This is a genomic window from Bilifractor sp. LCP21S3_F8, from assembly GCF_052117805.1.
Lineage (GTDB): Bacteria > Bacillota > Clostridia > Lachnospirales > Lachnospiraceae > Bilifractor.
Genome location: NZ_JBQKIK010000002.1, coordinates 93918 through 116451, shown reverse-complemented (window position 1 = coordinate 116451; position 22534 = coordinate 93918). Strand labels below are relative to the sequence as shown.

The window sequence follows — 22534 nt, the reverse complement described above, 5'->3', positions numbered from 1 at the left end:
GAGTAGTATTTCATTTGATTCAGGAGAACAGAGAACAATGATCGGAAAAGAAAAGTTCAGAACAGAAGTATATGATCAGGCCAACGGAGTGGAGAATTTCCGACAGGAGATGGTGCTGGTCTTTGTACTGGAGGGAAGTCTGGAGGTCAGTGTTGAAAATAAGATCTCACATATGAAAAAGGAAGATATTCTGATTGTGAACACCAATAAACGGCATGTGCTCCGTTCGGCAGGAGAGGTTCTCTTTATGATTCAGATGTTCGACACCTCGCTGATCTCCGAAACCATGCAAACCCGCGACGTGATTTTTTGGTGCGATTCCTCCGTGTCTGAGAATGGGCGCTATGAAGATCTCAGGATTCTTCTTCGCAGAATGCTGAATCACTACATTGAGACGGGAGAGAATTCTGCAAGTTTCAGTTATCTGAGCGATTGCTATGCGATTCTGAACAACCTGACTGCAAATTTTATGATAAAGCCCGGAAATGACATCGAGGCAGATGCAGAAGAAGGTGACCGCTACGAGGAGAGGCTGCAGCAGATTAACAACTATATTTATGCAAATTATGATCAGGCGATCAGCATGAAGGATCTTTCCGAGAAGCTCTTTCTGTCGAACGGGTACCTCTCCCGGTTTTTCAAGAAGAATTATGGGATGAGTTTCGCAAGTTATCTGACCAATGTCAGGGTGTACCATGCGGCGGATGATTTGCTTTATACTGACGCGCCGATCACGCGGATCGCATATAACAACGGTTTTACCTCGGCGGCACTTTTCAATAAAGACTTTAAGAAGGCGTATGGAGTGACACCTTCGGAGTTCCGGAAGAAGTCCACGTCTTCCGATAAGAAGAAGGAGAATGAGGTTCGCTGGAAGACACTGGAGAAGAAACTGGAAAAGGTACTGGTCGAAAAAACGGAGAAAGACACAGGGGATGCGCATGCGGCGATTTGTTCCGGCAATTTTTCAGCACAGCAAAGTGAGCCGCTGCAGATGTTCTGGGACAAAATCATCAATTTCGGATCTGCAGCTGCGATACTGAATTCCGCGGTTCGGGAACAGCTCCTGATTCTGCATCAGGCACTGGGATTTGAATATGTGCGGTTCTGGAATATTTTTTCCAGAGAGCTGTATATCGATCCTACGCAGGAGGCGGACTACCACTTCAGCCAGATTGATTCGATCCTCGATTTCATTCTGGAGCAGGGGATGAAGCCGTTTATCGAACTGGGGATGAAGCCGGATGTTCTCCACTATGAAATCGGAAGAATCAGTCCCGGAGCGGAGGAAAGCGGGTGGCCGAAGCAGGAAACCATGGAGATGTGGGAGAGACTGATGAGAGCCTTTCTCCGCCATTTGTCAAACCGTTATGGGCAGGACGCACTTGACGACTGGAAGATGGAGCTCTGGTATGACGAGGATCTGAGAAGAGAACCCGACAAGTACAACGAGCTGTATCTGGAGAAGTTCCGGGTCACAAAAAGACTGATTAAGGAATGCAATGAGAAGATCCAGTTCGGCGGATACAGCATTCGCATGGATGCCGGCGCGGAAAGAAGAGCAGATTTTCTGAAACGGTGGAACCTGGAGGGAAACAGGCCTGATTTTATATCGATCATGTATTATGGATATGAGAGAGGCGGGGATGGACTCGATGAATTCGCAAAGAGGACAACGGACAATGAGGCTCTGCTGCATATGCTGACCCGGGAGAAAAAACTGATCCGTGAAGCCGGTTTTTCTGATGTTCCGGTGTATGTGAATGAGTGGAATCTGACACCAAGTGTACGAAATTACATCAATGATACAACCTTCAAGGGCGCATATATTATAAAAAATATTATCGACGTTTATGGTCTGGTGGACGAGATGGGCTATGGGGCAGGCAGTGATCGTGTGTTCAGCTATTTCGATACTTCGGATATCCTGTTCGGAGGGACAGGGCTTCTGACTAATGACGGAATTCTGAAGCCGGCTGCCTTTGCCTTTGATTTTATGAATCACAGGCTTTTTCCGTATTATCTTGGGAAAACCAGGAATTATCTATTGACGACTGACCGGCATGACAACTATGCGGTAGTCTGTCACAATCAGCAGCGGTTGAATTACAACTACTACCTGACAAATGAAACCGAGCTGGACCGTTCAAACATGTGGAAATACTATGAGGAGCGTAAAAAAATCAATATCCGGATCCGGATATCAGATGCTGTCGACGGGGAGTACACCGTCAAGATGTATCGGATCAACGATGACTATGGGAGTGTGCTGAAGATCTGGGAGGATCTGGATTTTGAGAAGGAACCGTCGCGAAATGACATCAAGTATTTCCGCAGAGCCTGCGAGCCGAATATGACAATTTGCAGAACAGAGGCGATCGGTGGAGTGCTCATGATTGAAGAACAACTGCAGCCGAACGAGATCGCCGTTATCCGGATTCACAAAGTCAGATAGACAGAAGAAGGCACCAGTCAGATTTATTAAACTGGATGGCCGGTTGAAAACTCGGATCGCAGAGACCAGTCTGAGAAGCAGACAAAAACCACCACCTGACCTGTCATATTTTGACCTCCTTTCAGACAAATCTTCGCATGAAGTCATTTTCTGATGGAAAAGGAACAAATTGCGGAGAATATAAAAAACAGCACACCTGATACAATGATCACAGTTGGAGAAGGAACAACTGTCTTTCACGAATCATTAAAGGAGGAGAAGAATGAAACTCGGGAAAATGGCAATGATGGGACTCGCCGGGGTGATGGCGTTTTCCATGGCGGGGTGCGGGAGCAAAGCTTCCGATGCATCTTCAAACGGAGCTGCCTCAACCTCTAATGCGGTTGTAGCAACATCCGGTCAGGCTCAGGCGGACGCAAATGCACAGGCTGCGGGAGTCCTGACTGCAAACACTGACCCGGCCAATACAGAGGTGACAGACAAAAACATCACGATTGGCCTGGCTTCGGAGCCCTCCGCAATCTGGGGAGCCGGTAACGGCACAACGGAAAATGAGGAACAGATCGTCAGCGGTGCGATCCTGGATACTCTGGTTGCCAAGGATCAGAAGACAGGTGAGATTATTCCGGAGCTTGCAACGGAGTGGAACTGGACGGACGGAACGCATCTGCAGTTTACGCTTCGTGACGGAGTGACAATGACTGACGGATCTCCGCTGACGGCGGACGACGTTGTATATTCCGTAAACGTATGGAAGACTGCTTCGGCCACCTCGGATACCGGACGTTTCCTGGTCGGAGCCACGAAGGACGCGGACAACAAGGTTACGATTGAGTATAACATTGCCGCTCCAGCCATGCTGGAGATGATGACGATGACCAACTTCGGAATCGTCAGCGAGGATGAGGTAAACGCAGCCGGCGGACTGGACGCGGCATGCAAGAACCCGGTGATGGGATGCGGAAAGTACAAATTCAAATCCTGGAATCAGGGACAGAACATTGTCCTTGAAAGAAATGATAATTACTGGAACAAGGATTACAAGGGATACTATAAGACGATTACCTTTACATTCACCAATGATGCGGCAGCACGTGAGATGGCTGTTGAGTCCGGCGACGCGCAGGTGGCATATGACATGCCGGTATCACAGGCGGCGACCTTCAAGGATAACGACGCCGTACAGACTTGCGTATACACCTTCGGACAGGTGGCACACCTCTGGTACAACATGACAGATTCTCATCCGACAAAGGAGCTTGCGCTTCGCCAGGCGATCGACAAGGCACTTGATTTTGACGCGATTGCACAGGTCGGAACCGCAGGTTTCGGTAAACCGGCGCTGGGCTATTTTGAGGATGACAGTCCATATTACAACCAGACCTACACGACAGAAGAAAGGGCTGTCGATATCGATGGAGCAAAGAAGATTCTGGAGGATGCCGGCATCGCAACTGACGGATCGGTTGAGCTGACCGCCATCGGCCTTCAGGATGTAAACCCAATCTATACTGTTATGCAGGAGAACCTTTCCAAGATCGGCATCACCCTGAAGATCGATATTACCGATACCCCGACCTTTGTACAGAATGCATTCGGCGGAAATTATGATCTCATCATGGTTGGAGAGTACACCGCCGAGAGATATCCTACACTGATGTGTTTCATGCAGCAGGCGACCATTGATTCCGGATTTGTCATCGGCGGACCTAAGGTCACCACACCGGAGATCGACGCGGCAATCACACAGCTGATCGAGGAGACAGATAGTGCAAAGGCAAAGGAGGAAGCAGGAGCGCTCGAGAAGACAATGAAGGAGCAGTGCATTGTTTCCAATCTCTATCCGGAGATGAAAGCATCAATTCTGGCAAAGAATCTGAAGGGATACACGACCAGAGAGCGCGGATTCCTGGATGCCACCAACTTCTACGAGGCGGAGTAAGCGTCTGGCCCCGGACATCGATCAGATTCACTGAATAACAGAAAAATTCAGATCTGAATCTTCCATTGGAATCAATGTCAGAGCACCGTGGAGGAATCCTCTTCGCGGTGCCATTCTTTGAGAAAAACAGGATTCATCTTTATCAAACAGGGAGAAAAATTATGTTCAAATATATTATCAAACGTATTCTTCTTCTCATCCCGATCCTGATTGGCGTTTCGGCAATCATCTTTGCCCTGAAAACGGTCACCCCCGGTGATCCGGCCAGACAGATTCTGGGCAACAATGCCACGCAGGAGCAGATCGATGAGAAAAGAGAAGAGTTGGGACTGAATGATCCCGTGCTGGTACAATATGTGAGATATATCGGTGGTGTATGTCATGGGGATTTCGGCAACTCCTACAGAACGGGCGAACCGGTTCTCTCAGAGATTCTTCCGAGACTGAAAACCTCCGGAATTATAACGCTCGGAGCAGTTGCAATCGGCGCGTTTCTGGGAATCATTCTGGGCATCATATCTGCTCTGAAGAAATACACGTGGATAGACTCGCTTGTTCTGGTCATCTCGATGTTCTTTCAGTCAGTGCCGGAGTTCGTTGTCGGTCTCGTTCTGATCCTGGTATTCGCAGTAAAGCTGCATGTCCTTCCGACATCCGGCATAGAAAATCCGCTCGGCTATATCATGCCGATGCTCTGTATCGGACTTCCGTCCATTGCGGGTTATACCCGTATCACGCGGTCTTCCATGCTGGAGGTTCTCGGCGAGGACTATATTCGGACGGCAAGGGCCAAGGGCCAGACCGAACATAACATCACATATCATCATGCACTTCGCAACGCGATGATTCCGGTGGCGCAGTCAGTCGGAACTTCTCTGGGCAACTCGATCGGTGGCGGCATGGTTGTTGAGACCGTCTTCGGAGTTCCGGGAGTCGGTAAATATATTGTTGACTCTATCACACAGAGAAACTACCCATCCATTCTTGGAGGAGCGCTGATCATCGCTATTGTTCTGGTTGTGATCAATCTTCTGGTAGATATCGCGTTCGTACTGATTGATCCGAGACTGAAAACGACAATTATTGCCGGTGAGAAGAAACAGAAGAAAGCCAAACCGGCAGTTGCTTAAGGGAGGCAGATAAAAATGGCAAAAATGCATACTCCCGCGATGGAGAAAATTGAAAGAAAGAATGCAAGACGGAAAAGACCAAGGAGGATTACCCCATCCTATGAAGCATGGAAGCGTTTCCGGAGAAATCCGACCGCGCTTGTCGGACTGATCATTGTTGCGGCACTGATTGTGATCGCGATTCTTGCGCCGGTGATTGCTCCTTATGACTATCAGTCGCAGGACTATACGGCTATGATGCAGAAGCCGAGCTCCGTCCATCTGTTCGGTACCGACCAGTTCGGGCGCGATATCTTCAGCCGGTGTATTTATGGCACCAGATATTCCCTGCTGATCGCAGTCTTCTGTACGCTGGCGGCACTGTTCAGCGGCGGATTGCTTGGTATCATTGCCGGATATTTCGGCGGCAAAGTGGATACAGTCATCATGCGTATTATGGATATCTTCCAGGCTATACCGATGATCATGATGGCTATGTGCATTGTGGCTGTCCTTGGAAATGGCATTCCCCAGCTGGTCGCTGCAATTATGTTTGCTTCGATGCCCACCATGGCGCGTAACAACCGCGCTGCGATTCTCCGGGTGCGTGGAAACGACTACATCGAATCTTCTGAGGCGATCGGATGCAGCAAGTTCCAGCTGATCATGAAACATATGATTCCGAATGCTGCCGGTATTATGGTCATTTTCTTTGTCGGATTCCTTGCAGTTTCGATCATGATGATGTCTTCCATGAGCTACATTGGCGTCGGTCTTGCTGCTCCTACACCGGAATGGGGACTGATTCTGAACGACGGAAAATCTTATCTGACATCAGCACCCTATATGATGGTATTCCCGGCGTTGATGATCATGGTTACCTGCTTTGCATTTAATCTGATGGGCGATGGTCTCCGTGATGCATTTGACCCGAAGATGAATTAAGGAGACGGCGAAAATGGGTGAGAGAATATTAGATATCAGAGATCTTGTAATACATTATGAAACCGATGAAGAGGTTGTCGAAGCCGTAAATAAAATTAATCTCTCTCTGGAAAAAGGAGAAATCCTTGGTCTGGTCGGCGAGACCGGAGCCGGCAAGACGACGACGGCTCTTGGAATCATGCGGCTGTTGCCGCCTAAAGTAGGGCATGTTATTCAGGGCAGCATTAATTTTGAAGGAGAGGATCTGATGAAGTGCTCTGAAAAAGAGATGCGTGCTATCCGGGGCAAGAAGATCTCCATGATCTTCCAGGATCCTATGACGGCTCTGAACCCTGTGAAAACTGTCGGCGATCAGATCGCCGAGGTAGTGGAGCTTCATGACAACTGCTCGAAGGTAGAGGCGTTGAAGCGTGCGCAGGAAATGCTTGCCATGGTAGGAATCGTCCCGGAACGATATAAGGAGTATCCGCATCAGTTTTCCGGCGGCATGAAGCAGAGGATTGTGATTGCGATTGCCCTTGCCTGCGAGCCGGATCTTTTGATTGCTGATGAGCCGACCACAGCACTGGATGTAACGATTCAGGCACAGATCCTTGACATGATGCGAAAACTTCAGAAGGAGAAGGGAACTTCGATGATTCTGATTACCCACGATCTGGGTGTGGTGGCAGAGATGTGCGATCACTGCGCAGTAATGTATGCGGGGGAGATCGTGGAATACGGTACAACCGAGCAGGTGTTTGATAATCCGAAACACCCATATACCAGGGCATTGTATCAGTCTATTCCAAGTCTGGACAAGGAAGTGAAGCGTCTTCACGTGATTCCGGGAATGGTCTGCGATCCATCCGATCTGCCGACCGGATGCAGCTTCTGCGACAGATGCACGGAAAAGAAGGCGGCGTGCGCCGAACATGATCCGTGGATCGTCAATGTAGAGGCGGGACATTATGCGAAGTGTTTCCAGTACACACCGGAATGGGAGGCGGACAAGAATGAGTGAGAATCTTCTGGAAGTCAGAAATTTAAAAAAATATTTTTCCACTCCGCGCGGGGCACTCCATGCGGTTGATAACGTCACTTTTAATATTGAGAAGGGAAAGACGATCGGAATCGTCGGGGAATCCGGATGCGGAAAATCAACACTGGGGAAAACTCTGATGCGTCTGCATGAGCCGACCAGCGGTGAGGTTCTGTATAATGGCGTGGATATTGCGGGTATGCCTCTGAAAAAATTCAAAAAGGAGTATCGTTCTCATATCCAGATGATTTTTCAGGATCCGTATGCTTCTCTGGATCCGCGTATGGACGTATTGCAGCTGATCGAGGAACCGATCAGGGTAAATAATAAGAATCTGAGCAAGAAGGAGGTAGAGGACAAGGCGAAGGAGATGATGGAGCTGGTTGGTCTGGCAAAGCGTCTCGAAACAGCTTATCCGCATGAGCTGGACGGCGGTCGTCGTCAGCGAATCGGAATTGCCCGCGCGCTCTCACTGAACCCGAGTTTTATCGTCTGTGATGAGCCGGTTTCCGCGTTGGATGTGTCCATTCAGGCGCAGATTCTGAATCTGCTGATGGATTTGCAGGAGCAGAGAGGTCTGACTTATATGTTCATCACGCATGATATGTCGGTGGTAAAGCATATCTCAGACGATATTGCCGTGATGTATCTGGGGCAGATGATTGAAAAATGCCCGGCAGATGAAATTTTCCGTGACACGATTCATCCCTATTCGCAGGCGCTCCTGTCCGCGATTCCGATTCCGGATGTGCACGCGAAGCATGAACGGATGGTACTGAAGGGAGAACTTACCTCTCCAATCAACCCTAAGCCGTGCTGCCGGTTTGCCAAGAGATGCCCATATGCGACAGAAAAGTGTCGTCAGGAGGAGCCTAAGCTTCGCGAGATGCGCCCGAATCATCTGGTTGCGTGTCATTATGCGGAAAAGTTTGTGAAATAACAGAACAGGAGGCTTGCATGACCAATAAAGAAATTATTACAGCAATGTATAAAGAGTTCTTCAATGAGCATAATTTAGATGCAGCACGGAAATATGTCCGGGAGGATTATAAACAGCACAATCCCGGCGTTGCACAGGGAAGAAAGGGACTGATGGACGGCTTTCGTCAGAAATTCATTGATGAACCGACCTTCCGGTTGGAGATTCAGATGATTATCTCGGAAGGAGATATGGTGGCTGTTTATCTGAAAAATGTGGATCCGGAAGGCAATACCAAATGCAGAGTGGTCGATATCTACCGGATTCAGGGAGGACAGCTTGCGGAGCACTGGGACGTGCTTCAGCCCTGCTGAGGTCAAAATATGACATCTTTTCTGACCTGGCGAAAAAAACAGGCAGGAGGATGTCATTTTTTTTCGCGGGATGGGTTTGTAAAGGAAATGCATCCGGCATCAGACTGCAATACAATAATGCCAGAAATCAGGAAAGAAACCAGGCTGAGGGAAAGTGCATCGGCAAAATCAGAAGCACTGAAGCTGAAAATCAAAAAGTTCAGCAGGAAAAATAAGAAGTACAGTAATAAAGATGTGACAATTGAAAAGCTTTGACAGAACACATGGACGAACGGTCCGGAAATGAGGAGAGATATGGCAGATTTTGAAACCCAGATTGTAGTAATTGCGGGTGGCCCCGCAGGATTATGCGCAGCTGTTCAGGCTGCCGAGGATGGCGCGGATGTCATCCTGATCGAGAAAAATGCAGCAGTCGGCGGCGCGGCCAACATGGGAATGGGCCCGTTGGCAATCGGTTCCAAATACCAGAAGAGACAGATGTATGACATCACTGTTGAGAAGGCACTCAACATGTTTATGGAGTACACCCATTACAATGTAGACGCCCGTCTGATGAAGAGATATTTTGAACAGTCCGCGGAGACGATCGAGTGGCTTGAGGACATGGGCGTTGAATTCGAAGGCGCTTATAAGTACTTCACAAAGAGCGAGCCGACCTGGCACATCGTAAAGACAGATCAGGGAATCGGACCGCGCGCGGCTTCCTTTATGAACAAGGCCCTGTTTGCAAGGGCACAGGAGCTGGGTGTAAAGGTTATGCTTGAGACCCCGGGAAAGAAAATTCTGAAAGACGAGAATGGTCATGTATGTGGTGTCCTTGCCACAGATAAAGAGGGCAAAGAGATCACGATCGCCTGCAAGGCGGCAATCATTGCTACCGGAGGTGCCGGCGCAAACCCGAAGCTGATCAAGGAAGAGACCGGATATGAGTTCGGAAAAGACATGTTCAACTTCGCAATCCCGGGAAATGTCGGAGACGGAATTCGTATGGCATGGGAAGCCGGCGTAGACCATGTGCCGGTACGCATTGAGCAGGCGGCAAACTTTGAAGGAATCGATGAACTTCCGCAGAGCGTGCCCAATGTTCTGATGCAGCCGAATCTTCTTGTAAACCTGTTCGGCAAGCGTGTCATGGATGAGGAACAGATGCAGAACACGACATTCCTGAGCAACGCGGCATCTCATCAGAAGGAGCGCAAGCTGTTCAGTATTGTAGACAGTTCCATTGTGAAATACTATATGCGCAACGGCGTGGATGAGATTTCCATGGTTCGTACAAATCCTGATGTATCCGACTTTATCGAGGGAGTGAAACAGGCAGAGGAGAGCGGCAATAAGGGACTCTACGTGGCTGACAGTATTGAGGAGCTGGCGGAGAAGACAGGAATCGACGCTGACAATCTGGTAGAAACCGTCGAGGAATATAACGATTACTGCGACAGCACAGATGAAGAGTTCTTCAAGCGCAAAAAATATCTTCGCCCACTTGTAAAAGCACCGTACTATGCGGCAGCCATTCGTCCGGGCGGATATGGTACGGTCGGAGGCATCCGGATCAATGAAAACTGTGAGGCATGCGATAAGGACTTTGAGCCGATTCCGGGTCTGTATGCTGCCGGCGCAGATGCCTGCAACATTTACGATGATTCTTACATGTTCCTGCTTCCGGGCAACTCCATGGGATTTGCTGTCAACAGCGGCAGGATTGCAGGTATGGAAGCTGCGGAATTTGTAGAGGATGAAGACTGATTATAGAGGAGTCGGTCTGCGTCGTGCGGGGCATATAAATATATAGGTTTCCCGCGCGGCTTCCATGCTTCGGAAGAAGAACTTATACAGGTATAGGACAGCCATGGCTTTGAAGAACATAATATTCTCAGACCATGGCTTTTTTGAAGAGGAGAATGTAACGATGGCTGTCATCACAATTGATGGAGTAAAAATTGAAGTTCCGGAGGGGAAGAACGTCCTGGAATGTGCATTGGACGCGGGAATTTACATCCCGCACCTTTGCCATCACAAGGATCTGAATCCGCTCGGTTCCTGCCGGATGTGTATCGTGCAGGTAGAGGGACATGATCAGGTAGAGCCTTCCTGTATGCTGAAGGCAGAAGACGGGATGGTGATCGAGACACAGAATGAAGAGATCAAGAGACTTCGCATGCTTGCACTCGAACTGCTTCTGGCAGGACATCCGGAGGATTGTTCAACCTGTCCGAAATATGGGCACTGTGAGTTGCAGGTATTGATCCAGTATATCGGACCGAAGACCGGACGCATGAAAATGCGTTCCAAGGGATTCGCTGTCAATGATAAAAATCCCCTGCTCCTTCACGATATGAATCGCTGCATTCTCTGCGGACGATGTGTCCGCGCCTGCGATGACCTTCGCGGCGTCAACGTCCTGCATTATCAGAAGAGAGAGGATCTGGAGGTTTATACAGGAACCCTGAAGAACCGGCTTCTCAAGGACGCCGACTGCCGTTTCTGCCAGGCATGCGCAGAGGTATGCCCGACCGGAACGATCCGGGATATACTGGCATCGACGGAAAAGAGCAAGGAAGATTACGTAGTTCCCTGCAAGGCAGGATGTCCGGCCCATACCAACATTCCGGAATACCTTCGTTATATCAAGGAAGGTGACTATGATGCGGCAACGGCCGTAATTCGTGAGAAGCTCACCATGCCGAAAACTCTTGGATATATCTGTACCCATGCCTGCGAGCTGGAGTGCAAGCGCAGACTGGTCAATGAGCCGATGTCCATCCGGAATCTTAAGAGATACGCGACGGAGCACGAGACAGGCAGGTACTGGAGAGGAAAAGGCAAACAGCTTCCGGACACCGGCAAGAAGGTCTGTGTTGTCGGCGGAGGTCCTGCCGGACTTACCGCTGCGTATTATCTGAGAAAACAGGGCCATGACGTAACGGTGAAGGAAGCGCTTCCTACTGCAGGCGGCATGCTTTCGTATGGAATCCCCTCCTATCGTCTGCCACGAGAGATGGTACAGGAGGAGATTCAGGTCTTCACGGATCAGGGAGTAAAGATCGAGACCGGTGTGCGGGTAGACAAGCCGACAGAGCTGCTTAAAGAGTATGATGCGGTTCTGATGGCGATCGGCGGACACAATGGCGTACGCCTTCCGATGCCGGGAAAGGACCTGCCGGGAGTTCTGGTGAATATCGATTTTCTCCGCAAGGCGTCGATGGGCCTGGAAACAGGAATGGGACGCAAGGTCATCGTTCTCGGCGGCGGAAATGTTGCCTTTGACTGTGCAAGAACGGCAAAGAGACTTGGAGCGGAAGAGATCCATGTCGCCTGCCTTGAGGCAAGAGACAAGATGACCTCTGACGATGAAGAGATCGAGCAGGCACAGGAGGAAGGGATCTTTGTTCATCCGGCTCAGACCTTCGAGGCGATTACGGGTGAAGATCATGTGACCGGTGTCGACTTCATGAATGTAGAATCCTTTACGTTCGATGAGAACCATCGCGCAATTATTAAGAAGGAAGCAGGCTCCGAGCACCATATTGACGCGGATACTGTTATTTTTGCGACAGGACAGAGACCGGATATCACTGAGGATGCAGGCCTTACCCTTGGACGTGGGAACAGTATCACGGTTACAGATATTGTAAAGGATAAGAGAACTTCAGTGGAAGGAATCTTTGCTGCCGGTGACTGCATTTATGGTACAAAGTCAGTGGTTATGGCGATTGAGTCTGGCCGCGAGGCTGCCAGCCAGATTGACCGTTATCTGGGTGGCGATGGTGATATAGAGGAAGAACTCGCTCCGAAACAGGCAAAGAATCCATACATCGGAAAGATTGAAGGATTTGCATATCAGCAGAGACGTCAGCCGAAGATTGACCCGGCAGAGATGCGTCAGAACAACTTCAGCCTGTTCGATCATGGTCTGTGTGAAGAGGATGCTTGCGCTGAAGCCGGCAGATGTCTGCAGTGTGATCTGCGGCTGCAGATTTCAACACCGAAGACATGGGCAGACTTTGCAAAGGAGGCAAAATGATGGGAGCTCTTGCAAATGCGAAACAGGCAGGCCGCGAAGCGGTTCTTGCAAAGATCAAAGAAGCCGGACTGTGGGAGTACGGGGTAAAAAAGGAAGCACTTTCCGATAAATTCGAACGCGCAGCAGAGGGCGCGGCTGTGGAAGCCGGACTCAACAACGCCGACACAGACAAGGTTCTGCTTGGCCTTCTGAAGGACACACCGGAAAAAGTGCTGGAAGGAATTGCTGTAGCAGGATTCCTTACCGGGACAGAGTCTCTATCTCTTTATCTCCCGGAGAGTGAAACAGAGCTGACGGAAGCGTTGAAGGATAAGGCTGAGGCTTACGGCATTCAGCTCTTTAATGAGATCATCAATGTAAGAGCAGCTGGAGATGCGGTACTTCTTCATATTGTGACGGCTGCAGATCTTGCGGATCTTATGGACGGCTGTTATCAGAAAGGAGTCTATGTATCTGTTGACGGCGCACCGCTTCAGAAGAAGGCCGCCGATACCGGAATCGGTGAACTGGTATCCTTGGGATCGGCAAAGGCCGTAAAACTCGGATATCGCTATTATACTCCCACCGAGGCAGAAAGTCTGACGGCGGCGGATGCTACTACAGGCCTGATCCATGTTCTGACGGACAAGGACTGCATCGTAGCGGAGACGAGAGATCAGATGACCGAGTACCGCAAGGTCAGCTGCGGCAAATGCGTTTTCTGCCGCGAGGGACTGATTCAGCTGGAGTATGAGCAGAAAGAAATCACACAGGCACGCGGTAAGATGGAGTTCCTTGATCTCACGAAAGAAATCGGCGATGCCATGAAATTCTCGTGTCTGTGTTCCGTCGGACAGGAGGCGGCAAAAGCTGCTCTAGACGCGACAGAGAAATTTACGGGAGAGTACGAGGCACACATCAGGAAGAATAAGTGCCCGGCTGGTGTATGTACTGCTTTTGTACATATTTATATCGACCCACATACTTGTACGGGATGTGGAGAGTGCCTGGATGTGTGCCCGGCAGATTGTATCGAGGGCAAGGATAAATATATTCACATGATTGATGAATTTGACTGCACCAGATGCGGTAAGTGCATTGAGGCCTGCGAGGAAGGCGCTGTCATTCAGACGGCCGGAAAGCTTCCGAAACTTCCCAACCGTCTTACAAAGGTCGGAAAATTCCGCAGACATTAATTCGATGTGGACCGTTGTGTCCGTCTTTCTATATCAGGGGACAGAAACTGCGAAGAGGCGAAATGACAAGGGAACCTATACATTTTGTGGTGCTCCGGTTGCAGGAGATGAGTTGTTCGTGTATGAAAATCCTTTGTGTATATGGAGCGGAGGTGAACAGCAAGTGAAAAGTTTTCAGGAACGGCTTCTGAAGGACTTTGACATAAAACAGAAGATGGTCAATGGCAGGATGAAGAATGTTTATGTATATAAAGGAAAGTACGTCGCCTGGGATGTGAAACCGGATATACTGCAACGCTTTCGCAGAATCCATCTGGGAGGCGGGATTCTTGCACTGCTGCTTCTCCTGTGGGGAGCTTTCCAGAGCGTACCGGTTAATGCCTCCCACCTGACAGGATTTTTTACCCTGGTTTCCTGTGTGCTGATGGCGGTTCTGTTTTATGGAATTGTCTGGTTCTGCCGGTCGGGGGAACGAATGTACCTGAGAGACTGCAGGATGATCAGAGATATTATTCTGTGGAGTGGGATCACTTATGCTCTGGCTGCCGCGGCGAATGGAATTTGCGGCTTTATTTACCTGGTGTTGAATGGTGCGGGGGTCCGGTCAGTGCTTACAATTCTGGCTTATCTGGCTTCCGGTGTCATTGTACTTCTGGTCTACCTGGCTCAGCTGAAGCTGGCCTACCGGGAAGTATGATAAATAGGTTTGCAGTAATTGGAGTAAAAATGGAGGGAATCTCGAAGCGGGGCTTTGGGGTTCCTTTTTTACGCGAGCGTCGCGATAGCGAGATTAAAACTCGCGTAGCTTGTTTTATCTCGTTGAGTGAATGGAGAAGGGCTTTATCGGGTGAATCAGTGCTATGTGGATGGAAGATCATCTGATAAAATATAAGGTGAACTTAGAAACCACACTTCATAGCAGAAAGAAGAATTGTTGTGGAAAATTTCACGTTGAGCGCAAGGCAGAAGGTCATCCTTGAGCTTTTGAATCATTCGGGCGGAATCATGGCAGGTCCGCAGCTGGCCCGCAAGGTCGGTATTACGACGAGGACGCTTCGGACAGAAATCCGTCAGATGCAGGAGATACTTGACCGCAGAGGAATACGGATTCTGTCTCATTACGGAAAAGGGTATGAGCTGGAGATCATCAACAAGAAGACCTTTCAGCAGATTTTCTCAAACATGAATGAGGGACTGTCTAAAACCGACCGCATTCACTATATGATGATGAGACTGATGAATACCAGAGACCGGGTGGATATGTATGATATGGAGGATGAGATGTTCGTAAGCCGGTCTACGCTGGAAAGCGATCTGAAGGAGTTGCAGCGCATGATCAGCTGGAATGAACCTTTCATCGGCCTTATGGTGGGGAAAAATCAGATTCTTCTGGAAGATGATGAATTAAAAAAGCGGGACATTATGATCCGTATCCTGATGGAGTCATGGGATTTCAATTCCGAACAGGGGATTCAGGAAAACCGCTGGCTGGAAGGACTTGAGTATATTTCGCACGTTCAGAAAACCTTATACGCTGTATTTCAAAAGAGAAATATTCATCTGGACGAGTTTCAGTTCGTCTATCTGACCATCATGGTGCTTGTCATTTATACGCGAAATCTGAATGGATATCTCCTATACAGCGGAAATATCACGAACAACACCGCAAGATTTCTTTCTGTTGCGCATGAGATCCTCGATAATCTTGGTGTTCTGCAGGACACAGATATGGAAGAAGGCGACTATGAATGGCTGGCTGAGAGTCTTTCGGCATATTGCATCTGCAACGGAGAGGTTGAGGATGTGACTGTCGAAGATGATCATGAGCTTGTCGCGGAGCTGATCGACGGGCTGCGGGATGAATACGGAACGGATTTTTCGGGAGATACGGTGTTTCGTGCGGCATTGCAGGAAAACATCCGGAGGTACCGGTACCGCAGAGTGGCACTCACAAGCCGGATGCAGTATCTGTATCAGGACATTGAAAGAAACAATCCCATACTCGGGGACATGGATCGTTATCTGGAATGGAAGCTGGAGACAAAGTTTTCCTATCACGCGCACAGAGAGGAGCGCGGGCATCTGCTTCCGGTTCTTGCTGCCGCGTGGATCCGATACCAGAGGAGCCATCAGATGGAACTGACGGCTGTGATTGTCAGTGGTTTTGATTCTCAGATGCGAATGTATACGAAGGAAACCATCTGCAGAATGTTTGGGGGACGAATGCATGTGATCGCCTGTATTGCTCCGTTCGAGACGGAAGAGCTGAAAAAACTGCGTCCATCTCTGATCATATCGACGCAGAAACCTTCGGCGGAGAGGGAAAGCGGCGTGCCCATTGTCTCGGTCTCACCGGTTCTACAAGATGAAGATGTCCGGAAAATTCACTTTATCCTGGAAGAGCTTGAAAACGACATGCTTTTCCCTCGGATGAAGTATCCGATTGAAAGCTGTTTTCCGAACGATCTGCGTAACGTATGTCCGTCCGGCAGAGATCTGCGGGAGGTCCTCTCCGGATTTTCCGGTGCAATGAAGGAGATGGGCTATATTAAAGAGCTTCCGGATTTGTCCGAACTACGGTTCGGATTTCCCATGGAGCGGACGTTATTCTGTTACTGCAGTCGGGAAAGCATCTCGCAGACGGTTTTTGCAGAGCTGACCCTGAATCGCGAAATGATGTGGAACAAACAATATCCGGTCAACCATATCATCTTCGGAGCAGTCAGTAAAGGAGATCTTATCTACATCGGGCGTTTTTACCGGCATTTCGGGAACAGGATTTCCGATAAAATTTAAAAAAGCCTGAAAGAACATAAAAAACTATGGCGACGATTCAAGGGAACGGATGGTGCGGCAGTGCACGGTCCGTTTTTTATATGTGTGAATAGATGTCGTCAGCTCTGTGACATTTCTGCATGGAAGAGAAGCAGACATTCCGATATTTCCGCCATATAGGGGAAATAATCCGTTTGCCGCTGACGATACAAAACCGTATTCTGTAATTATCAGTTCTACATGATTTGGTGATGTAAAACGTATGAATTCCGCATGGTGCTCCGCGAGAAGCGCGAATGCATGAAGCGGCTGCGAGAGTTGGGAGGTAAGATATGAAACTGAGCTTCAGTACAGAGGTCGTAGACCTGGACCATCAGGCTCCGAACCGAAATAAACGGGAGAGCAAGTATTTCTGGGATGAAATGTATCAACTGATTTCCGCGGGTGGATTCCGTAAAATTGATATTCCTTATGAGCCGAAGTGGGATTTCGGCGGCAGATCAGGAATTCCGAGAACCAGGAGATCGATCGACATCAAATTCGGGAACACAGAAGGATATCTGAAATTTCTATCGGAAAATGGAATAGAAGGAATCAGCTCGGTGCATCTGGACCCGACGCTTTTCTGCCAGGGGGCGCTTCCAATATTTTTTGGAGCGGCAGAGCATTTTGGAAGGGATGCGATTCAGTTTGCTTCCGAGGCAGGTGCCGATTCTTTTATCCTTACCGCGACACCGACCTGTTATGCCGTGCGTCGGACTCTCGGGGAAGCATCTGAAGAGGATTTTTTGAAGCAGATGAAGGAACTGACAGAGAGACTGGCGGATTTTGCGGAGGAAAAGGGCGTCAGGCTTTGTCTGAAAAACGAATACTGGGGACTGCTTCGGGGAGACGGGATCACAAATTTTGTGAGAGATATGAAAGAGAATGTGTATCTTGATGTGGATACCGCGCACCTCTCCATTGCCGGAGCAGATGTTCGGGAATTTATCAGGGAGAATAAGCGGCGGATCGGGTCCGTTACCCTTACAGATACTTCTTTTAAGGATCAGAAAGAAGCCTACAGGCAGGTTATGCCGGAATTTCCGGCGAAAGCGGCAACATGGGTATTCCGGGATCCGGGATTTGGAACGGTTGATCTGAAGGCATGTGTCGAGGCTGCGGGCGAGGCCGGGTATGATGGAACATTCCATTTGAACTGCAGAAATTCTGCTGCTATCTGCCGGTCTATTCTGCGGGCACGCTATTATGCGGACCATGTCCTGCATGCATGAGAAGGGGGTCAGACGATCATGGAGAACAATATCAGATTATCACATATGAGTCATTGGAAGACGGTTCCTTACAAACAGATCGACAATTTCCGGGACTACTATTATGAAGACAAGTCAAATGTCTGCTACTACCAGGACTGGGACAGAATTCTCCGGTATCACAAGCAGACCGGTTACGAGGGGATCGAGCTGGCACCGTGGGATCTGAATGAAATCCTCGGTCTTTTCGGAACACCTCAGAATTTTACAGACTTTGCCGCGGATCATGGAATCAAGGTGAGTGGAATGTTCCACGGATGTGACGACTCTCACCTTGCGCAGAAGCATGACGAGGTGGTACAGGCGGGAAAGGACGCGGTGGATATCTGTGCGTCCTTTGGCGGAAAGCATCTGAACACCTGTCCGGGAAATAACTATTACGGCAATGGGCCTCTGGATGAGCAGGGCCTGAAAAATATTGCCTCCTGTCTGAACGAAATCGGCGCCTACGCGGAATCGAAGGGGGTTCAGATCGGCATTCACAATGAATTTTTCTGCGTTTCCAATAAATATAATCATCGGCAGCTGATTGAGCTGACGGATCCTAGATATGTGCATTACTGTCTGGACACCGCGCAGATCGCACTGATGGGGGATGATCTGATCGACTTTTATGACACGTACAAGGAGAGAATCTGTACCTTCCATCTGAAGGACACCGCGGATATCGGCGTTCCGGATGAAATCCGTTTTGCGCAGGATGTCGAGATTCAGGATGACGGTCACCGCTGGTTCTGGGAGCCCGGAGAGGGCGTGCTTCCTCTGCGTGAGCTGTGGAAGCATGTGGCTGACTATGGATTCAAGGGATGGGTTACCGTCGAGGATGACGGCGCCCCCGATTATCTGGCGGCGATGACGCTATCGGCGTACTATGTACAGCAGGTGCTCGGCAGCATCTACAGATAAGAAGGGCTGTAAGAATCGGTGATGGCAGGAAATCTGTGAAAAACAGGAGAAAAGAAATGCAAGGGGACAAATATATGGAGAAGAAAGACAGGGTGAAAGTGGGAATCATCGGTTGCGGTACGATTTCCGACGTCTACATGACAAATATCACCAAACATTATCATAATCTGGAGCTCGTCCGAGTCGCGGATTTATACGTGGAAAAGGCGAAGAAGGCGCAGGAAAAGTATGGGATTTTGCACGCGGGCAGCGTAGAAGAACTTCTGTCGGATCCGGAGATTGAACTTGTGCTGGACCTGACGATTCCGGCGGCTCATTACAGCGTCAATCGGCAATGCCTGGAAGCGGGAAAGCATGTATATTGCGAGAAGCCTCTGGCGCTGAAATTCTCAGAGGCAAAAGAGCTGAATGATCTCGCGGCCGCAAAGGGACTTTTCTGTGTGGCCGCACCGGACACTTTTCTGGGAGCCGGCATACAGACGGCACGGTCCGTGCTCGACGGCGGAAAAATCGGAAAGCCGGTCGGATTTACCGCGAACATGACCTGCGCCGGACATGAGCTCTGGCATCCGAACCCCGGATTTTACTATCAGAATGGCGGAGGACCGATGTTTGACATGGGGCCCTATTATCTCACTGCTCTGGTATATCTTCTGGGATCGATTCATTCGATTTCCTGTTTCGCCGTGAAGGGGCGGCCTGTCAGAAATATACTGGGAAATCAGGTGGAATCAGAGGTTCCAACGACATATACCGCGATTTTATCCTTTGTCTGCGGCGCTGTGGGAACCATGACCATGAGCTTCGACACCTGGAAAACAAGGCTGCCGCTGCTGGAGATCTATGGAACAGAGGGCAGCATGGAGGTGCCGGACCCGAACGGATTCGGCGGGAAGGTGGAAATTTTTGACGGGAATAAGCTTCGGAGTATTGTGGATTCGGTTAAGGATCCGTTCCCGGCAAAGCTGATCGCCATGATGCAGAATCAGGCCAACTGCACGGACGAGATACGCTCGGAATTTGCAGAGGATCCGGATCCGCAGGGCAATATGCGGGGCCTCGGCGTCAGCGATCTGGCGCAGGCAATCCGCTTCCACAGGCAGCCAAGGGTATCCGAGGCAGTCTCTCTGCATGTCGTTGAGGCGCTGAATGCCTTTGAGATTTCTGCGAGAAGCGGCGTGGTTTATGAGATGACGACTAAGGCTGAGAGAACGGAGCCGATGGGAAAAGACTGGAAACTTTGGGAAGTAAGATAAGTATCAAGAAGAAAAGAGGTACAGATATGGGAAGACTTGTGACCATTATGACTTCGCAGTGGGCGGATCTTGATTTGGATACCATGTGTAAAATTGCGAAAGAAATGGGATATGACGGAATTGAGCTTGCCTGCCAGGGACAGCATCTGGATGTAAAGCGCGCGGCGACAGAGCCGGACTATGCGAAAGAGGTCAGGGACACCCTGAAGAAATATGATCTCAAGTGTGAAGCGATTGCGGCGCACGTCATCGGACAGTGTGTCGGAGATTATAATGATCCGCGGCTGGACAATTTTGCGCCGCCGGAGCTGGCCGGCCAGCCGGATAAGATCCGGGCATGGGGAATCGAGTATATGAAATACTCTGCGATTGCCGCGAAAAACATTGGCGCACATATTGTGACAGGTTTCACGGGATCTCCTATCTGGAAATGGTTTTACTCGTTCCCGCAGACGACAGAGGAGATGATTCGAGACGGCTATCAGCAGATTTATGACCTTTGGTGTCCGATTCTCGATGTGTTTCGTGAGAATGGAATCCGGTTTGCACTTGAGGTTCATCCTGGAGAAATCGCATTTGACTACTATTCGACACAGAGAATTCTTCAGGTATTTGCTGACCGCCCAGAGTTCGGTATTAATTTTGACCCAAGCCATCTGATCTGGCAGGGGGTGACGCCGCATGTATTTTTGAATGATTTTATTGACAGGGTTTATCACGTACATATGAAGGATGCCGCTGTGACGCTAGACGGAAGAGCGGGACTTCTCTGCTCGCATATTGACTTCGGCGATCTCAGAAGAGGCTGGAATTTCCGCTCTTTGGGACATGGAAATGTGAATTTTGAGGAGATAATCCGTGTCCTGAACGCACATGACTATGAGGGACCGCTTTCCGTAGAATGGGAGGATTCCGGCATGGATCGTATCGCGGGAGCGACTGAAGCTTGTGCGTTTGTCAGAAAAGCAGATTTCAAAAAATCGGCAATTAAATTCGATTCGGCGATCGCAAACTAAACAGGAAGGGGATGCATAGGATGAAAAAATATGTTTCTTACGGAATGGTTGGCGCGGGTCTGGACTCGTTCATCGGGAATGTGCATCGTGTCGCAGCCGGTTTTGACGGCCTGGCATTTCTGACGGCCGGCTGTTTCAGCAGGCATAAGGAGAAAAACCAGGCGGCCGGAGAATTCTACCGCCTGGATGCGGACAGGGTGTATGAGGATTACAGGGAAATGGCGGAAAAAGAAGGGGCGCGCCCTGACGGCATCGACTTCGTGGTGATTTCTGCGCCTAACAACGCCCATTACGCGACGGCAAAGGCGTTCCTGGAAAACGGCATCCATGTACTCTGTGAGAAACCGCTCTGCTTTGAGGTGAGTGAAGCGGAAGAACTGAAGCAGCTGGCGCAGGAGCGGAATCTGATGTTCTGCGTCAATTACTCCTATTCCGGCAATAACATGGTCAAAGAGGCCCGGGAATTGATCCGGAGCGGATATATCGGGCAGATCATAGACGTGAATGCGGAATATCTGCAGGAATATCTGGTGGATGATATTGGAAAAGGAGACCAGACGATGAATAAGCTCTCTTCCTGGAGAAAAGATCCGAAAATCGCCGGGATCTCCAACTGCGTCGGAGACATCGGAACACACATCGAAAACACGGTGGCCTATATGACCGGGCTTCGGGTGAAACGAGTGGCTGCAAAGCTGGACTATTTCGGACAGCCGTTGGATTTGAACGCGAACATGCTCGTGGAGTTCGAGAACGGCGCGCACGGTGTATTCTGTTCCTCACAGGTTTGCGTCGGGCATATGAATGGTCTTGTCACGCGAATATTCGGTACAGAAGGGGCGATTGAATGGCACGAGGAGGAACCGAATATTCTGTATGTTACAAAGAAGGGACAGCCTACAGAAATCCGGCACAGAGGGATGGCTTATGTCAGTCAGAGGTCTGCAGAGATGAACAGACTTCCGGCTGGTCATCCGGAGGGACTTTATGAGGCGTTTGCGAACATCTATAAGGTCTGGATCGGAGCAATTCTGAAGCTGAGCAGCGGGGAGACGCTGACGGAAAAAGATTGTGATTTTCCGACTGTAGATGACGGGATCGAGGGCGTAAAATTCTTGCACGCCGCGGTGGAAAGCAGCCGGAGAGATGCTGCCTGGGTAGAAGTCTGAAGCAGTTGTCCGGAGACGGACATGGTATGATTTACGCGAACAGTGAGCCGCAGCCGAATGCGCAGTATTCGTGTGCGGCGAGCGTCGCGATAGCGAGATAAAACTCGCGCAGTATGTTTTATCTCGTTTGAG

Annotated in this window: 18 protein-coding genes; all 18 read left to right on the top strand. The window is 49.6% G+C overall.

Going from position 1 to position 22534, the window contains the following annotated elements; all coding sequences use genetic code 11:
* Positions 1–37: 37 nt before the first annotated feature.
* The 18 genes from ACTQ3A_RS01740 (at position 38) to ACTQ3A_RS01655 (ending at position 22402) form a co-directional block, all read left to right on the top strand.
* Positions 38–2455, top strand: a complete 2418-nt coding sequence (locus ACTQ3A_RS01740; protein ID WP_441099236.1) for a GH39 family glycosyl hydrolase — start codon at positions 38–40, stop codon at positions 2453–2455.
* A gap of 262 nt (positions 2456–2717) precedes the next feature.
* Positions 2718–4397, top strand: a complete 1680-nt coding sequence (locus tag ACTQ3A_RS01735) for an ABC transporter substrate-binding protein (RefSeq protein WP_441099235.1) — start codon at positions 2718–2720, stop codon at positions 4395–4397.
* Positions 4398–4558: 161 nt separating this feature from the next.
* The gene (locus tag ACTQ3A_RS01730; protein ID WP_441099234.1) at positions 4559–5527 is read left to right on the top strand and encodes an ABC transporter permease; all 969 of its coding nucleotides are present in this window, start codon (positions 4559–4561) and stop codon (positions 5525–5527) included.
* Between the two features lie 15 nt (positions 5528–5542).
* Positions 5543–6451 carry an ABC transporter permease gene (locus ACTQ3A_RS01725; protein WP_441099233.1) on the top strand — a complete coding sequence of 303 codons (909 nt, stop codon included), beginning with the start codon at positions 5543–5545 and terminating at the stop codon, positions 6449–6451.
* 13 nt (positions 6452–6464) lie between these two features.
* On the top strand, positions 6465–7454 hold the full coding sequence (locus ACTQ3A_RS01720; RefSeq protein WP_441099232.1) for an ABC transporter ATP-binding protein: 990 nt from the start codon (positions 6465–6467) through the stop codon (positions 7452–7454).
* Positions 7447–8412 (top strand): ABC transporter ATP-binding protein, encoded by a 966-nt coding sequence (locus ACTQ3A_RS01715; protein ID WP_441099231.1) that lies wholly within the window; start codon positions 7447–7449, stop codon positions 8410–8412. The genes ACTQ3A_RS01720 and ACTQ3A_RS01715 overlap by 8 nt, the downstream gene beginning before the upstream one ends.
* Positions 8413–8429: 17 nt before the next feature.
* Positions 8430–8765 (top strand): nuclear transport factor 2 family protein, encoded by a 336-nt coding sequence (locus ACTQ3A_RS01710; protein WP_441099230.1) that lies wholly within the window; start codon positions 8430–8432, stop codon positions 8763–8765.
* 87 nt (positions 8766–8852) lie between these two features.
* Positions 8853–9020 carry a hypothetical protein gene (locus ACTQ3A_RS01705; RefSeq protein ID WP_441099229.1) on the top strand — a complete coding sequence of 56 codons (168 nt, stop codon included), beginning with the start codon at positions 8853–8855 and terminating at the stop codon, positions 9018–9020.
* Positions 9021–9059: 39 nt separating this feature from the next.
* Positions 9060–10514: an FAD-dependent oxidoreductase gene (locus ACTQ3A_RS01700; RefSeq protein WP_441099228.1), complete on the top strand. Its 1455-nt coding sequence runs from the start codon at positions 9060–9062 to the stop codon at positions 10512–10514.
* 109 nt (positions 10515–10623) lie between these two features.
* A complete protein-coding gene (locus ACTQ3A_RS01695) occupies positions 10624–12792 on the top strand; it encodes an FAD-dependent oxidoreductase (RefSeq protein WP_441493953.1) in 2169 nt (722 codons plus the stop codon).
* Positions 12792–13967, top strand: coding sequence for an NADH-ubiquinone oxidoreductase-F iron-sulfur binding region domain-containing protein (locus ACTQ3A_RS01690; protein WP_441099226.1), 1176 nt, complete (start codon positions 12792–12794; stop codon positions 13965–13967). The genes ACTQ3A_RS01695 and ACTQ3A_RS01690 overlap by 1 nt, the downstream gene beginning before the upstream one ends.
* A gap of 163 nt (positions 13968–14130) precedes the next feature.
* Positions 14131–14664, top strand: coding sequence for a hypothetical protein (locus tag ACTQ3A_RS01685; RefSeq protein ID WP_441099225.1), 534 nt, complete (start codon positions 14131–14133; stop codon positions 14662–14664).
* Positions 14665–14903: 239 nt separating this feature from the next.
* Positions 14904–16763 carry a BglG family transcription antiterminator gene (locus tag ACTQ3A_RS01680; RefSeq protein WP_441099224.1) on the top strand — a complete coding sequence of 620 codons (1860 nt, stop codon included), beginning with the start codon at positions 14904–14906 and terminating at the stop codon, positions 16761–16763.
* Between the two features lie 311 nt (positions 16764–17074).
* Positions 17075–18016 (top strand): sugar phosphate isomerase/epimerase family protein, encoded by a 942-nt coding sequence (locus ACTQ3A_RS01675; RefSeq protein ID WP_441099223.1) that lies wholly within the window; start codon positions 17075–17077, stop codon positions 18014–18016.
* Positions 18017–18061: 45 nt separating this feature from the next.
* Positions 18062–18961, top strand: a complete 900-nt coding sequence (locus ACTQ3A_RS01670) for a sugar phosphate isomerase/epimerase family protein (protein ID WP_441495225.1) — start codon at positions 18062–18064, stop codon at positions 18959–18961.
* A 74-nt stretch (positions 18962–19035) separates the two neighbouring features.
* Positions 19036–20217 (top strand): Gfo/Idh/MocA family protein, encoded by a 1182-nt coding sequence (locus ACTQ3A_RS01665; RefSeq protein WP_441099221.1) that lies wholly within the window; start codon positions 19036–19038, stop codon positions 20215–20217.
* A complete protein-coding gene (locus tag ACTQ3A_RS01660; RefSeq protein ID WP_441495224.1) occupies positions 20202–21233 on the top strand; it encodes a sugar phosphate isomerase/epimerase family protein in 1032 nt (343 codons plus the stop codon). The genes ACTQ3A_RS01665 and ACTQ3A_RS01660 overlap by 16 nt, the downstream gene beginning before the upstream one ends.
* A gap of 20 nt (positions 21234–21253) precedes the next feature.
* Positions 21254–22402, top strand: coding sequence for a Gfo/Idh/MocA family protein (locus ACTQ3A_RS01655; RefSeq protein WP_441099219.1), 1149 nt, complete (start codon positions 21254–21256; stop codon positions 22400–22402).
* The last annotated feature ends 132 nt before the right edge of the window (positions 22403–22534 follow it).